At 72.1% G+C, this 14893-nt stretch carries 11 protein-coding genes and 1 pseudogene; 7 read left to right on the forward strand and 5 right to left on the reverse strand.

Features of this window, described 5'->3' with window-relative positions:
* Positions 1-3 precede the first annotated feature (3 nt).
* From ACFU95_RS06525 to ACFU95_RS06535, 3 genes and pseudogenes are all read right to left on the reverse strand, one after another.
* Positions 4-1324 (reverse strand): annotated as a pseudogene (locus tag ACFU95_RS06525) (cytochrome P450).
* Positions 1321-2121, reverse strand: a complete 801-nt coding sequence (locus ACFU95_RS06530) for an alpha/beta fold hydrolase (protein ID WP_383822622.1) — start codon at positions 2119-2121, stop codon at positions 1321-1323. Before ACFU95_RS06530 ends, ACFU95_RS06525 begins: the two are co-directional and overlap by 4 nt.
* A gap of 95 nt (positions 2122-2216) precedes the next feature.
* Positions 2217-3458: an endonuclease/exonuclease/phosphatase family protein gene (locus tag ACFU95_RS06535; RefSeq protein WP_383822624.1), complete on the reverse strand. Its 1242-nt coding sequence runs from the start codon at positions 3456-3458 to the stop codon at positions 2217-2219.
* A 172-nt stretch (positions 3459-3630) separates the two neighbouring features.
* Here ACFU95_RS06535 and cyc2 point away from each other — a divergent pair, with 172 nt between their 5' ends.
* The gene (gene cyc2 / locus ACFU95_RS06540) at positions 3631-5790 is read left to right on the forward strand and encodes a germacradienol/geosmin synthase Cyc2 (RefSeq protein WP_383822627.1); all 2160 of its coding nucleotides are present in this window, start codon (positions 3631-3633) and stop codon (positions 5788-5790) included.
* Here cyc2 and ACFU95_RS06545 read toward each other — a convergent pair.
* On the reverse strand, positions 5783-7276 hold the full coding sequence (locus ACFU95_RS06545) for a hypothetical protein (protein ID WP_383822629.1): 1494 nt from the start codon (positions 7274-7276) through the stop codon (positions 5783-5785). The genes cyc2 and ACFU95_RS06545 overlap by 8 nt on opposite strands.
* 164 nt (positions 7277-7440) lie before the next feature.
* Here ACFU95_RS06545 and phsA point away from each other — a divergent pair, with 164 nt between their 5' ends.
* Positions 7441-9306 (forward strand): O-aminophenol oxidase PhsA, encoded by a 1866-nt coding sequence (phsA, locus tag ACFU95_RS06550; protein WP_383822631.1) that lies wholly within the window; start codon positions 7441-7443, stop codon positions 9304-9306.
* 37 nt (positions 9307-9343) lie between these two features.
* On the opposite strand, the gene ACFU95_RS06555 is transcribed toward phsA, so the two are convergent.
* Positions 9344-10087: a hypothetical protein gene (locus ACFU95_RS06555; protein ID WP_383822634.1), complete on the reverse strand. Its 744-nt coding sequence runs from the start codon at positions 10085-10087 to the stop codon at positions 9344-9346.
* Positions 10088-10181: 94 nt separating this feature from the next.
* Here ACFU95_RS06555 and ACFU95_RS06560 point away from each other — a divergent pair, with 94 nt between their 5' ends.
* The 5 genes from ACFU95_RS06560 (at position 10182) to ACFU95_RS06580 (ending at position 14853) form a co-directional block, all read left to right on the forward strand.
* Positions 10182-11054: a LysR family transcriptional regulator gene (locus ACFU95_RS06560; RefSeq protein ID WP_383822637.1), complete on the forward strand. Its 873-nt coding sequence runs from the start codon at positions 10182-10184 to the stop codon at positions 11052-11054.
* Positions 11055-11154: 100 nt separating this feature from the next.
* Complete coding sequence (locus ACFU95_RS06565) at positions 11155-11763, forward strand: PDZ domain-containing protein (protein WP_383822640.1); 609 nt, start codon at positions 11155-11157, stop codon at positions 11761-11763.
* A gap of 72 nt (positions 11764-11835) precedes the next feature.
* Complete coding sequence (locus ACFU95_RS06570) at positions 11836-12456, forward strand: LysE family translocator (protein WP_383822643.1); 621 nt, start codon at positions 11836-11838, stop codon at positions 12454-12456.
* A 260-nt stretch (positions 12457-12716) separates the two neighbouring features.
* Complete coding sequence (locus ACFU95_RS06575; protein ID WP_383822646.1) at positions 12717-13844, forward strand: aminopeptidase P family protein; 1128 nt, start codon at positions 12717-12719, stop codon at positions 13842-13844.
* Between the two features lie 61 nt (positions 13845-13905).
* Positions 13906-14853 (forward strand): aminoglycoside phosphotransferase family protein, encoded by a 948-nt coding sequence (locus tag ACFU95_RS06580; RefSeq protein ID WP_383822649.1) that lies wholly within the window; start codon positions 13906-13908, stop codon positions 14851-14853.
* Positions 14854-14893 lie beyond the last annotated feature (40 nt).

A 14893-nucleotide genomic window follows, 5' to 3' on the forward strand; every position in this document is an offset into this window, starting at 1 on the left:
GGCTCAAGTGATCCGCACGGGCAGCGACTTGAGTCCGTTGATGAAGTTGGACACCAGCCGCCTGGGCGGCCCGGCCGTCCGTAGTTCCGGCAGGACCCGCAGGGCCTCCCGGTAGAGGACCCGCAGCTGGAGCCGCGCGATGGGGGTACCCCCTCTGGGGGAGCGCGCCCAGGCAGACATGCGGGCCGTCGCCGAAGGAGACATGCGGGTTCGGGGCGCGGCACAGATCCAGCCGGTGCGGGTCGGTGAAGACCCGTTCGTCGCGGTTGGCGGAGGCGTGGAAGACGACCACCTTGTCGCCCGCGCGAATACGCCGCTCGGCCAGCTCCGTGTCCTGGGCGGCGGTGCGGCGGAAGGTGAGGACCGGCGGATGCCGGCGCAGCAACTCGTCGACAGCGGACGGGAGTTCGGCCTGACCGGCGCGTAGCCGCCGGTACGACTCCGGGTGCTCCGCCAGTGCCGGCAGCCCGCCCGGTGCCGCGCCGCGGACGGTGTCGTTGCCCGCGACCGTGAGCAGGAAGAAGAACATCTCCAGCTCGGGCCCCGTGAGTTCGGCGATGGGGGCACCGCCCGGTTCGAGCGAATTCGAGAACTGGGGGAGGGCGAGGGTGGTCATCACGTCGTCGTCGGGGCAGCGCCGTTTGTGCGCGGCCAGTTGGCGGGCGTATCCGAACATGTCCCGCAGCATCGCGGGCGACCGCGGATTGACCGGTCTGCCGTGCGCGTCCAGCACCGGGGGCCCCGCCTCGTCGGGGTCCTGGTAGCCGATCACCCGCTGGGTCCAGTGCAGCAGAAGCTTGCGGTCGGCCTCCGGCACGCCGAGCAGGTCGGCCAGGTTGAGCAGGGCGTAGTCGTCGGTCACGGCGGTGACCAGGTCGACGGTGCTGTCCGCCGCGCGCGCCGTCTCCAGGGCCCGCGCGAGGAGCGTGCGGGCCCGCCGCTCCGTGATCCTGGTGAACCGTTCGATACGGCCGGGAGTGAAGGCCCGGCTCACGAGCCGTCTCAACCGGCCGTGCCCCGGCGGATCCTGATGGAGCATCATGCGCCGGATGAACGGCAGGTCGTCCGGGTCGGGATCGCGGATCTGCGTCGCGCCGAGGTGCGACGAGTACGCCGCCGAGTCCTTGAGTACCCGCACCACGTCCGCATGCCGGGTCACCGCCCAGAACCCGGGCCCGGCCGGCCGGCCCAGCACCTCGTGCTCCTCCTGCCGGACCACGGGGTGCCGGTCGCGCAGGACGCGATAGGCGTCGTAGGGCACGCCGGTGGCGTACTGCCGGGGGTCGAAGACATCGGGGACGGGCGGTGCGTCGGGGACGGTCACGCCCGCTCGCCTTGGGCCGCGCGGTCCGAGCCGTCCGCGCGCAGGAAGTCCTCGACCACGCGGATCAGTTCCAGCGGGGTCTCGTCCATCGCGTAGTGGCCCGCGGCGGGCAGTTCACGCAGCTCGGCCCGCGGATACCAGGTCATCCACGTCAGGCGGACGAGGTCGGTGGACAGGGCCGGGTCGAGGGCGCCGGTCACGGCGAGCGCGGGGATCGGCGAGCCCTCGACCTGTGTGTGGAAGTCCTCCCCGGCCCAGGAGTCCAGCCAGGCGCGGAACGCCTTCTGGTCGCTGACCGCCAGCGAACGGGCGACCATACGGTCCAGCCAGGCGGCCGGCCGACGGCCACCGGTGGTGATGTCGATGATGGCGCGCCGGTTGCCCGGAGTGTGCGCCGCGTCCGCGAACAACTCCCACTGCTCCGGCGGCAGGGCCAGCCCCGACGCGGGCACGGGGGAGACCCCGGCCAGCCTGCGCAGTCGATGCGGGGCGACGGAGAGGAGGCGCTGCCCGACCGCGCCGCCCATCGAGTGCCCGACCACCGAGAACCGCTCCCAGCCGAGCCGGTCGGCCAGTTCCACCAGGTCGAGGGCCGCCTCGGTGGTCGTACAGGCGCCGGCGGCGTCCTTCGCGTCGCCGTAGCCGCGCAGATCGACGAGGGCGTAGGTGAACTCCGTTCGGTCGAGGTCGGGGAGGACGCCCGCGTAGGCGGACCGGTCGGCGAACCATCCGTGCACGGCGAACACCTTGTGGGCGCCATCGCCGTGCAGCTCGTGGGGGAGTGTGAAGGAGGTCATGCGACCAAGGTGGCGCATATCGGTGAAGACCGACAGATTGACGCGTCCGGGTCTGTGTGCTGTTCGTCCACGTCGGCGTTCCCTCAACCCGCCGCTCAGCCCACGCGCACGTCCTGCCACACCAGCCGGTGATCGGACGTCGGCACCGTCGTACCGTTCCCCACCAGCCGGTACAGCGGGTCGTCGGACGTCGGCCAGAAGACACCGTTCGCACCAGGTGTGAGCCCCTTGGACGGCAGGACGTAGTCGACGCGCAGGTTCCCGGGAGCGGTGTCACCGAAGTCGGACGTGTCGTACGCCGGGTCGCCGAGGTGCGAGGCGTTGGCGCCGCCCTGGAGCCTCGCCGCCTCCACGCCGCCCGCACTGGCCGGCGGGCCGGCCGGAAGATTCACCGCGGAGTGGTCGAGCAACTGCCGTATGGCGTGGGAGTAGCTGTCACCGTCGTACGGATCGGCGTTGTTGTCGCCCGCGATCACGAACCGCGCACCGGGCCGCAGCCCGCCGCGCCTGCCCTTGTCGTCGTAGAGGTAGGAACTGCGGCGCCGCCCGCCGATGTAGTCGGCCCACAGTCGGATCTCGTCGTGGTTGCGGCGGCCGTTGCGGTCCTCCGGGCCGTCGAAGGTGGGCGGCGTCGGATGCGAGACCAGGAAGTGCACGGTGGAGTTCCCGACGCACACCGGTACGTCCCAGTGGCTCTTCGAAGACAGCCGCAGGATCGCGCGGGCCTCGTCGCTGTAGTAGGCCGGGGGCATGACGTGCCCCGGCATGTCCTTCCACAGGAAGCGCTGGAAGGAGCGCACCGCGCGCGTGTCGATCGGGAACTTCGACAGCACGACCATGCCGTACTGCCCCGGGAACCAGCCGTAGCCGTAGGCGTCCTGCCCGTACGCGTCCGAACCGGGCGTCGTGACGGCGCCGTTCTTCCCGTCGAGGTCCACGCCGGAGGCGACGCCCGTGTTCACGGGAGCGGTGTAGTGGTACGGGAAGCGGACCGGCCTCGCCCCGTTGTGACCGACGGCCAGGTAGTTGCGCAGGAACAGACGGACCGCCCTGCCCTGCTCGTCGTAGTCGAACTCGTTGACCAGCAGGACGTCCGGGTCGACGCGCTGGATGGTCTCGGCCACGTTGCGCGCCTGGGCGTTGTCCGGTGTGGACAGGTCGGTGATCAGCGCGCCCTGGGTGGAGCGGTTCAGGGAGGCGTTGAAGGTGGCGAACCGGACGGACCGGCGGCCGTGCCGCTCGGCCGCCGAGGCCGGGAGCGCCGCGGTCGTGGCCAGAGCCGCCCCGGCGAGGGAGGCGAGCGCCGTGCGGCGTGAGAGCGATCCGGTGAGGTTCATCGCGACTCCGGAAAAGGGAGGTGGACACATGAGGTGGGAGAAGTCTGCGCGCGTAGAGATGAACGCCACAAGGCCCGTCGAGAACTCCCGGATTCACCCGTGATTCACGCGATGGTGTGATCATGTGCCGCGTCACGGATGCCACTTGAGCCCCAGGGGTAGGGCCCCGGCCATGACGCAGCAGCCCTTCGAACTCCCGCACTTCTACATGCCGTACCCCGCGCGGCTGAACCCGCACGTCGACGAGGCGCGTGCCCACTCGACCGAGTGGGCACGCGAGATGGGCATGCTGGAGGGGTCCGGGGTCTGGGAGCAGGCCGACCTGGACGCGCACGACTACGGCCTGCTCTGCGCCTACACCCACCCCGAGTGCGACGGCCCCGCCCTCTCCCTCATCACCGACTGGTACGTGTGGGTCTTCTTCTTCGACGACCACTTCCTGGAGATCTTCAAGCGCACGCAGGACCGCGTCGGCGGCAAGGCGTACCTGGACCGGCTGCCCCTGTTCATGCCGATGGACCTGTCGACCCCGATGCCCGAGCCGCAGAACCCGGTCGAGGCGGGCCTGGCCGACCTGTGGACGCGCACGGTGCCCAACATGTCCGCCGACTGGCGCCGGCGCTTCTCCGTGGCCACCGAACACCTCCTGAACGAGTCCCTCTGGGAGCTGTCCAACATCAACGAGGGCCGGGTCTCCAACCCGGTCGAGTACATCGAGATGCGCCGCAAGGTGGGCGGCGCCCCCTGGTCGTCGGGCCTCGTGGAGTACGCGACGTCCGAAGTGCCCGCGTCCGTGGCCGGGTCGAGGCCGCTCAGGGTCCTGATGGAGACCTTCTCGGACGCCGTGCACCTGCGCAACGACCTGTTCTCCTACCAGCGCGAGGTCGAGGACGAGGGCGAACTCAGCAACGGCGTCCTGGTCCTGGAGACCTTCTTCGGCTGCAGCACCCAGGAGGCCGCCGACACCGTCAACAACGTCCTCACCTCCCGGCTCCACCAGTTCGAGCACACCGCCCTCACCGAGGTCCCGGCCGTGGCGCTGGAGAAGGGGCTCACGCCCCAGGAGGTCGCCGCGGTGGCCGCGTACACCCAGGGGCTTCAGGACTGGCAGTCCGGCGGCCACGAATGGCACATGCGCTCCAGCAGGTACATGAACCAGCGCGCCGAGCCGACCGCGCCCTGGCGGGCTCCGTCCGGTCCCGGCACCTCCGCCGCCGACGTCGGCGCGCTGCTCGCGGCGGCCGGCGCCGAACGCCTGCGTGCCTACACGCACATGCCCTACCAGAAGGTCGGCCCCTCCCGGCTCCCCGACTTCTACATGCCCTTCCAGCTGGAGCTCAGCCCGCATCTCGCCGCCGCCCGCCACCGCCTGACCGAGTGGGCGCACCGTATGGGCATCCTCCAGGAGGGCGTCTGGGACGAGGACAAGCTCGCCGCCTGCGACCTTCCGCTGTGCGCGGCCGGCCTGGACCCGGACGCCACGCCCGAGGCCCTCGACCTCAGCTCGCAGTGGCTCGCCTGGGGCACCTACGGTGACGACTACTACCCCCTCGTCTTCGGTAACCGCCGCGACCTCGCCGCCGCCCGGCTCACCACCCAGCGCCTCTCGGCGTGCATGCCCGTCGACGGCGAGCCGGCCACCCTCCCGCTCAACGCCATGGAGCGCGGCCTGATCGACCTGTGGGCGCGTACGACCGCGGACATGACTCCCGGCCAACGGCGCTTCCTCAGGGACGCGGTCGACGTCATGACCGAGAGCTGGGTGTGGGAGCTGTCCAACCAGCTCCAGAACCGCATCCCCGACCCGGTCGACTATCTGGAGATGCGCAGGGCCACCTTCGGCTCCGACCTCACCCTCAGCCTGTGCCGGATGGGCCACGGCCCCGCCGTCCCGCCGGAGGTGTACCGCAGCGGACCCGTCCGCTCGCTGGAGAACGCCGCCATCGACTACGCCTGCCTCCTCAACGACGTCTTCTCGTACCAGAAGGAGATCGAGTACGAGGGCGAGATCCACAACGCGATCCTCGTCGTGCAGAACTTCTTCGGCATCGACTACCCGAGCGCGCTCGCCGTCGTGCACGATCTGATGACCCAGCGCATGCAGCAGTTCGAGCATGTGGCCGCACACGAACTGCCCGTCGTGTACGAGGACTTCGAGCTCTCGGAAGAGGCCCGGGAGATCATGCGGAACTATGTGGTCGACCTCCAGAACTGGATGGCCGGCATCCTGAACTGGCACCGGGAGGTCGACCGCTACAAGGCGGACTACCTGGCCCGCCGCTCGCACGGCTTCCTGCCGGACCGCGCGCCGGCCATGCCCGCCCTCAGCTGATCTCCCGCACCCGCGCGCCGGTCCCCTCGGCGAGCTCTCGTATGCCGTTCGCGGCGTTCCCCGAGAGCTCGCCGAGTATGGCGTCGGCGGACCCGAGGAGCGTCCGGGCCTCCTCGGCGAGGTCGGCGTCGGCCAGGGCATGGGTGAGCCGGTAGTGCTCCTCGGCGATGAAACGGCCGAAGTAGACCCCCTGCCAGTGACGCAGGGAGTCGTCCCCGGGCGCCGTCAGGGTGGCCCGCAGGTTCGCCAGGCTCCGCACCGCCTGCGCCAGTTGACCGTCCGCACGCTCCAGGCGGGCCTGGTCGAGAAGGGCCGAGACCCGGTCCCAGGCCTTCTCCTGCAACGCGGTGTTCAGACGCTGGGCGCGCAGTGCCTGGGTGCGGTCGCCGAGCTCCTCGAAGTCGCGGGCGAGCGCGCGCAACGGGGCCGTGGACAGTGCCCGCGGCGCGTCGGGGCGGCGCAGTCTGCTCTGGTCCATGACGATCTCGTCGAGGTCGCGGATCAGGGCGACCCGGGCGAGCTCGGTCATGCCCTGGTCGCGGGCCAGGTCCGTCCACGTGCTCAAGGGTTCGTCCGCCGGATCCGCACCGAAGAGCGAGTCGTCGAGCTCCTGGGCCCACTCGCACAACTCGTCTGCGCTCGCACCGGGTTCCGGCATGCCGCTGAGGCCGCACGCCGTGTCGAAGTCCGTCTCGCGCACCTCGTGCAGCAGCGGCAGGTCCCCGGTGTCTCCGCGCAGCCCCACCAGCACGGCCGCGAGCCGCAGTTCGTCCGTCATCGACGCCGACGCCTCGTGCCGCAGCAGATGGCGCAGCGCTTCCAAGTCGCCCTCGGCGCGGTCGAACTGCGCGGCCCGCAGGGTGAGCCGGCGCCGCACGGGATCCTCGGCCACCGCGCCCCAGGCCGCACGGTCACCCGCCCGCAGCAGGGCGAGATCGGCGTGGCCGCCCGCGAGCACCGGCTCCCACAGGGGTGGGCGAGGACAGGAGTCGAGCAGCTGGTAGGCGTTGTGCTCCGTCGCGTTCAACAGCACGAAGTCGGGCTCGGTGCGCAGGAGCGCGGCCCGCAGCAGGGCTTCGAGCTCGGTGGGAGGGCGCTCGCAGAAGCCCAGCGCGGCGCGCAGCTCGGCCCGTGCCTCCTCAAGGCCACGGCGATGGGGCTCCTCGTAGTCCTCGTCGTCTTCGTCGTCCTCCTCCTCGTCGGCCTCCGCCAGACCGATCATGATCTCCAGCGCCTCGTCGACGCTGGATCCGATGATCCCGGCCGAGCCCTCCGAGTCGGCGTACAGCATCGAACCGTCCGCGCACACGAAGTACGTACCGCCGCCGGCGTCCCCCGCGACTATGTCGAGCGGGCCGCCCGAGGCGAGGCGGACCTCTTCGACGTGGCCGTGGGCCGCACGGTCGATGTCGAAGTCGAGGGCAAGGGCGGCCAGTTCGGCCAGGCGGGTGTCAGCCCGGAGCAGCCGCAGCGCGTGATCGGTCATGTCACAGAACGTAACAGCCGCCACTGACAACGGACTTTCGGCCTCCGGATGCGGTTTCCGAAACTTTTCGTGCGGAACGGGATATTCAGGGAACTTGGGCGATGCGCTGCGAGTCTTTTGGGGTGAGGGGAACAGACAACGAGAACACACGGGGGTGTTCGACCTTGACCGACATCATCGAGAGGTTCACGCACAGCGACACCAAGGCCGAGGGCGGCGAACTCACGCCGTACGCGGCCCCGCTGCCCGTACCCACCGTCCTGCGACCGGCGTCGGGGGACGTCTTACGCGAGACAGAGATCGCCGTGCGCCCGGCCTGGGTGCGCCTGCACCCGCAGCTGCCGCCGACCCTGATGTGGGGATACGACGGCCAGGTGCCGGGCCCGACCATCGAGGTGCGGCGCGGACAGCGCGTCCGCATCGCCTGGACCAACCGCATCCCCGGGGGCAGCGAGTACCCGGTCACTTCGGTGGAGGTGCCGCTGCGCACGGACGGCCGTCCACCCGCCACCACCGAGCCCGGCCGCGAGGGCGTCGAGCCCAACAAGGACGTCGCCGCCCTGCCCGCCTGGTCGGTGACCCATCTGCACGGCGCCCAGACGGGCGGCGGCAACGACGGCTGGGCGGACAACGCCGTCGGCTTCGGCGACGCCCAGCTGTCCGAGTATCCGAACGACCACCAGGCGGTCCAATGGTGGTACCACGACCACGCCATGAACATCACGCGGTGGAACGTGATGACGGGCCTGTACGGTACGTACCTCGTCCGGGACGACGAGGAGGACGCCCTCCAACTCCCCTGCGGCGTGCGGGAGATCCCGCTGCTGCTCGCCGACCGCAACCTCGACACCGACGAGGACGGCCGTCTCAACGGCCGGCTGCTGCACAAGACGGTGATCGTCCAGGAGAAGAACCCGGAGACGGGCAAGCCCGTCTCGATCCCGTTCAGCGGCCCGTACACCACCGTCAACGGCCGCATCTGGCCGTACACCGAGGTGGACGACGCCTGGTACCGCTTCCGGCTGGTCAACGCGTCCAACGCGCGCATCTACAGCCTCGTCCTGGTCGACGAGGACGACAACCCGGTGCCGGGCATCGTCCACCAGATCGGCAGCGACGGCGGACTGCTGCCGCGCCCGGTGCCGGTCGACTTCGACGACGCGCTGCCCACGCTGACCGCGGCGCCGGCCGAGCGCTTCGACCTGCTCGTCGACTTCCGCGGGCTCGCGGGCCGCAGGCTCCGCCTGGTCAACAAGGGCCGTAACCAGCCGCCGGGCGTGCCCGACCCGGCGGGCGACGTGCGCTATCCGGCGGTCATGGAGTTCCGGGTCGGGGAGAGCCATGAGAGGGACACCTTCGAACTGCCCGAGGTGCTGTCCGGCTCCTTCCGCCGGCTCACCCACGACATCGAGCACGGCCACCGGCTGATCGTGCTCACCCCGCCCGCCACCAAGGGCGCGGGCGGCCACCCGGAGATGTGGGAGATGGCGGAGGTCCAGGACGCGGGCGACATCCAGGTCCCCACCGACGGCGTCATCCAGGTCACCGGCCCGGACGGGAAGACCAAGACCTACCGGCGCACCGCCCGGACGTTCAACGACGGCCTCGGCTTCACCATCGCCGAGGGCAGTCATGAACAGTGGAGCTTCCTCAACCTCGCCCCGATCGTCCACCCCATGCACATCCACCTGGCCGACTTCCAACTGCTGGGCCGGGACGCCTACGACGTCTCGGGCTTCGACCCGGCGGTCGGCGGCACCCGCAGCCCGATCAGGTACGACGCCGGCACCTCCATCCCGCTGGCGCCCAACGAGCGCGGCTACAAGGACGTCTTCCGGGTGCCCGGCAACCAGATACTGCGCGTCATGGGCACATTCGACGGCGCGTACGGCAGGTTCATGTACCACTGCCACCTCCTGGAGCACGAGGACATGGGCATGATGCGGCCCTTCGTCGTCATGCCCGCGGAGGCGCTGAAGTTCGACCACGGCGGCGGGCACGGCGGCCACGGGGAGGGGCACACGGGCTGACGCACGCGCGTGTGGCGTGGTTCAGGAGAGCGACGCGTCACGCGCGGGCAGCGCCCTTCCCGGCCGCGTGTTCGACCGCGGCTCGCGCCAGCGCCCCAACGACGGGGTGCGGGCGCGAGCCGTCGCCGGACAGCTCCGGCTGGAACAGCGTGGCCAGGAAGAAGGGATGGCCGGGCAGTTCGGCGATCCGGACGTGACCGTCCTCGTCGTGCCCGGAGAAGCGCAGTCCATGTGCGCGCAGGGTGTCGAGGTGACGGGAGGGGCCGTACGCGCAGAAGTACCGTTCGACGGTCCGCTCCGAGCCGATCACCGACTGGGCGAGCGTGCCCGGCTCGATCCGGACCACTGCCTCGTGACCGGCCAGGGAGCACGCCAGGGGTTCGATGAGCAAGTCGTCCGCGCCGGGGTCGTTCTCGGCGTGGGCGACCCGGGTCAGTCCGCACACCTGCCGCGCGTACTCCAGGAGTGCGTGCTGGAAGCCGCCGCAGGTGCCGAGGAACGGGATTCCCTCCTCGCGCGCGGTGCGGATCGCGGACAGCACGCCCGCCTCGCTGCGGTACGGGCTGCCCGGCAGCACCCACACGGCGTCGAAGCCGCGCACCGCGCCGTCGGCCGCCGCGTCCTCGGACGGGATCCAGTAGGCGTCGAGGACGAGCCGGTCGCGTTCGGCGAGGGCGTCCAGCAGGAGCGGCACACGCGAGTGCGAGGCGACGTTGGGGGAGCGATCCCCGACCAGGGCGAGCCTCGCCGTCTTTGCCGTACGGGCAACGGTGTTCGTCATGGCCTCATCCTGGGCGCGGCCCGCACTTCACGTCCAACGATGATTGCTGGACCTCCGATAAGCAGTACTGATGGCATGCGGGATCCTGTGCCGCATGGATCCGCACCTGCTGCGTACGTACGTCACCGTCGCACGCCTCGCCTCGTTCTCCGAGGCCGCCCGCGAACTGGGATACACCCAGTCGGCGGTGTCCCAGCACATCGCCGCGCTCGAACAGGACCTCGGCGCACCCCTGCTCACCCGCCGCCCCGTCGCGCCCACGGTGGCCGGCGGCCGGCTCCTCGAACACGCGGGGCCGCTGCTGCTGAGGCTGGAGGCGGCCCGCGCGGACGTCGTACGGATGGCGGCCGCGCCCGGCCACGAGCTGACGCTCGCGACCGCGTCGACCGCGCTCGGACCCCGCGTCCTCGCCGCGCTCCCGGCCTCCGGAGTGACGGTGCGCGTGCTGCCCCGCGACGAGGTGCCCGCGGCCGTCGCCACCGGCACGGCGGACCTCGGTCTCCTCGACGGCCTCGCCGCCCCCAGTGACCCGCTGCGCCTGCCCGACGTGGCCCCGCTGACCACGTACGGCGTGGGGGAGGAGCCGGTCTGCGTCCTCCTGCCCGACACCCACCCGCTAGCCGGGCGCACCGGCCTGCGTCTCGGTGACCTCGCCGACGCCCGGTGGCTCGACGCGCCCGACGCGGGCCTGCCGCTCGCCCACCTCCGTGGCGCGAACGGCGGCCACGGCTTCCGCTGCGCCCTGCGCTACGAGGGCACCGACGTCCGCGCCCTGACCGCGCTGGCCGCGGCGGGCCACGGCCTGACCCTGCTCCCGAGCTCGGCGGCCGTCGGCGTGCCCCGCACGGTCGCCGTACCGGTCGTCGAACCGCGTGTCGTACACCGGACGGAACTGGTGTGCTCGGGGGCGGGTGCGCCCAGGGGAGCGGCGGCGGCGGTCGCCGAGGCGTTGCGTGAACGGTCCTGAAGGGCGACCGGGTCAGGTCTGGTCACTCCGGGCCAGTCTCACTCGATCGTGGCTCGTTGTGCGCCGGTGCGCAGGGTAGTCACCAGCCGGAGGCGATCCGATGGAACAGACTGCGTTGCGACCCAAGCCCATGCCAGGTCAGAGCCCCGGCGACGACGGCGGGCCCGACCCCGGCGCACGTCGCCCGCACGCCGCGCCCCGCCGGTGCGGCCGACGGCTCACCACCCTGCTGTGCGCCCTGTTGGCCGGGACGGTCCTGGTCCTGTCCGGGGTCGGACTCGGCACGCTCGGTGCCACGGTGATCGGCATGGGCGAGATCGCCGAACTGCAGTGGCAGGAGGGCCGGCGTGCCCCCGCGGGCCCGGCCGAGTCGGCCGCTCCCGGTTCCTCGGCCCCGGCGCCCCCGGCGCCCCCGACGCCGACATCCGGGCCGGCACCCGCCGCCGTCGCCACCCTCGGTGTGGAGGCCGTGGACGCCGAGGCGTCGGGCGCCCTCGTGGTCGGCGTCCACGTCCCCGGACCGGGGTACACGGCCGGTCTGGTCAGGCGCGACGTGATTCTCGCGTTCGGCAAGGTCCGCGTCGACTCGGCCGCCGACCTCGCGCGAGCGGTGGCCGCGGCCCGCCCGGGTGGCGAGGTCACCCTGACGGTGCGCCACCGCGGCGGCGGCCACCAGCGGCTGACGGCGATCCCGGGCGTCGTCACATGACCGCTCCCCGTCGTTGCGGGAGCATGCGAAAACCACTGGTCAGGTTCTGTCGGCAAGGCCACGATGAGCCCCATGCCGACCACCCTCATCGCCTTCCTGGGCGCCTGCACCCTCGTCGCCGCCTCGCCGGGGCCCAGCACCGTTCTGATCATCAAGCAGTCGCTGCACAGCAGGCGCTCCGGCTTCCTGACCGTGCTCGGCAACGAGACCGGCGTCTTCGTCTGGGGCGTGGTCGCCGCGTTCGGCCTGACCGCGCTGCTGACCGCCTCCGAGGTGGCGTACGACGTGACGCGGATCGTCGGGGCGGTCGTGCTCGTCGGCTTCGGCGTCCAGACGCTGTGGCAGGCGCGCCGCGCGAAGGGGGCGGACGACACCGTGTGGGAGGGCACCCGCAAGAGCGGCTGGGCCTCCTACCGCGGCGGGCTGCTGCTCAACCTCGCCAACCCCAAGGCGGCCGTCTTCGCGCTGTCCTTCCTCCCGCAGTTCGTGCCGGAGGGCGCCCCGCATCTGCCGACCATGGTGGGCCTCGCCGCGCTCTGGGCCGTCTACGAGGTCGGCTACTACAGCCTGTACGTGTGGTTCGTCGGCCGGATGAGGACCGTGCTGTCCCGCGCGGGCGTGCGCCGGCGCCTGGAACAGGTCTCCGGAGGCGTGCTGCTGCTCCTCGGCGTCCGCATGGCACTCGACAGCTGACGCGCAACGGCTGACGCGCAACGGCTGACGCGCAACGGCTGACGCGCAACGGCTGACGCGCAACGGCTGACGTGCAGCGGCTGACTCAGGACGACTGACACAGGACCGCCGACGCATGACAGCCGACGCAGGACAGCCGACCGCGTGCCGGGCCGCGCGCGAAAATCCCCACCGACCAGACCCGTCGACCGGCTCGCGCCGCCCCCTCCGTCCGGGCAGGATGCTGCCCGTAGTCCTTTCACGCGCCCAGGGAGGCCCGGATGACCGGCACCGCACCCGCGCCCTTCACCGCCGACGACTACCGGGCCCGCAGGGAACGTGCCGCACGGACGGCCGCCGACGCAGGGCTGGCCGGGCTGCTGGTGGCACCCGGCCCGGACCTGGTGTGGCTCACCGGCTACGCGCCCACCGCGGAGACCGAGCGGCTCACCCTGCTGGTCCTCGTCCCCGGCCGGGACCCCGTCCTGGTCGTCCCGGCCCTGGAGGCCCCGGACGCCGCGAAGGCCGCCGGCGCGCCGGGCCTGACCCTGCGCGACTGGACCGACGGCAAGGACCCCTACGCCGCCACCGCCACCCTGCTAGACGCGAGCGGCCGGTTCGGCATCAGCGACAACGCCTGGGCGATGCACCTGCTGGCCCTCCAGCACGCGCTGCCCGACACCTCCTACGCCTCACTCACCGACGCCCTGCCGATGCTGCGCGCGGTCAAGGACGCGGCGGAGCTGGAGCTGTTGGCGGCCGCGGGCGCGGCCGCGGACGCGACGTTCGAGGAGATCCGCAAGGTTCCCTTCGGCGGACGCCACGAGTCCGACGTCGCGGGCGACCTCGCCGACCTGCTCCGCGACTTCGGTCACTCCCAGGTCGACTTCACCATCGTCGCCTCCGGTCCCAACGGCGCCAACCCGCACCACGAGGTGGGCGACCGCCTCATCGAACGCGGCGACATGGTCGTCCTCGACTTCGGCGGTCTGAAGGACGGCTACGGCTCCGACACCTCCCGCACGGTCCACGTGGGCGAACCCACCGACGAGGAGCGCCGGGTCCACGACCTGGTGCGCGAGGCCCAGGAGGCCGGCTACCGGGCGGTGCGGCCGGGCGTCGCCTGCCAGGAGGTCGACCGGGCCGCCCGCGCGGTCATCGCGGACGCCGGGTACGGCGAGTACTTCATCCACCGCACCGGGCACGGCATCGGCGTCACCACGCACGAGCCGCCGTACATGATCGAGGGCGAGGAGCAGCCCCTCGTGCCCGGCATGTGCTTCTCCGTGGAGCCCGGCGTCTATCTGCCCGGCCGCTTCGGCGTGCGCATCGAGGACATCGTGACGGTCACCGAGGCCGGCGGCCGGCGCCTCAACGACACGACCCGCGAGATGGTCATAGTGGACTGACCCGGTGACCGATCCCGGAGCGAGGAGCCCCCGTAGACCCCCGAGCGACAACGGCGCGACCATGACCCAGGCACCGACACCCACCGCGGACACCGTCCGTCGACTGGTCCGTTCCCTGCTCAAGGACGGCGTGGACGACTCGGCCGGACCCGAGGTCCGCCCTGCCGCCCCGGGCGCCGAACCCGCCACCTGGTGGATCGGCACCCGCCATGTGCTGCGCCTCGCCCCCGACCGTGCGGCCGCTCTGCGGCAGCGCCGCGAACTGCGGCTGCGCGACCTCGTCCGCCCGCACGTCCCGGTCACGGTGCCGACGAGCGTCGCCCACGGGGAGTGGGCGCCCGGGCTGACCTACACCCTGGACACCAAGGTGCCCGGCGGGGCGGGCGGGGAGCACGACGTGTCCGCCGTCGGCGAGGCCGACCTGGCCGGGCTGCTCACCGGGCTGCGCGAGGTCCCGGCACGGCAGGCCGAGACGCTCGGTGTGCCGCGCGCCGCGCCGCGTTCCCTGGAGGCCCTGCGCCGCGCCGCCGAACGCCCCGCCGCACGGCTCGCCGACGCCGACGAGTTCGACGCCGCCCGGCTGCGTCAGCTCACCCAGCCGGCCGCCGTCCAGCTCGCCGCCCAGCCCGGCACCGCCGTCCTCGTCCACCACGCCCTGACCGGCGACCACCTCGTCGTCAGCGTCGACGGCCGGGTGCGCGGCGTCCTCGGCTGGGCCGACACCGTCCTCGGCGACCCCGCCGAGGACATCGCCGGCCTCGCCCTCGCCGTCGGCTCCCCGGCGGCCGTCCGCGCCGCCACCCTCGCCGGCTACGGGGCCCGCCCCTGTCTGCGCGGCCTCTGGCTGGCCCGCTGCGACGCGGTCGTCCGCCTCGCGGACCGCCTCGACGGCAAGGGCGACATGCCCCAGCCGCTGCTGAGGAAGCAGCTGCGGCACGCCTGGGAGGCGATTCTCCTGGAGCGGGTGACGGAGCTCAGGGAGGACGACGGGGAGGAGGAGGAGCTGTAGCTCGGCGGGAAGTGCGACGGCCGAGGCTCCCCGCCCCGCC

This window comes from Streptomyces sp. NPDC057623 (assembly GCF_042800355.1).
In the GTDB taxonomy this organism is placed as follows: domain Bacteria; phylum Actinomycetota; class Actinomycetes; order Streptomycetales; family Streptomycetaceae; genus Streptomyces.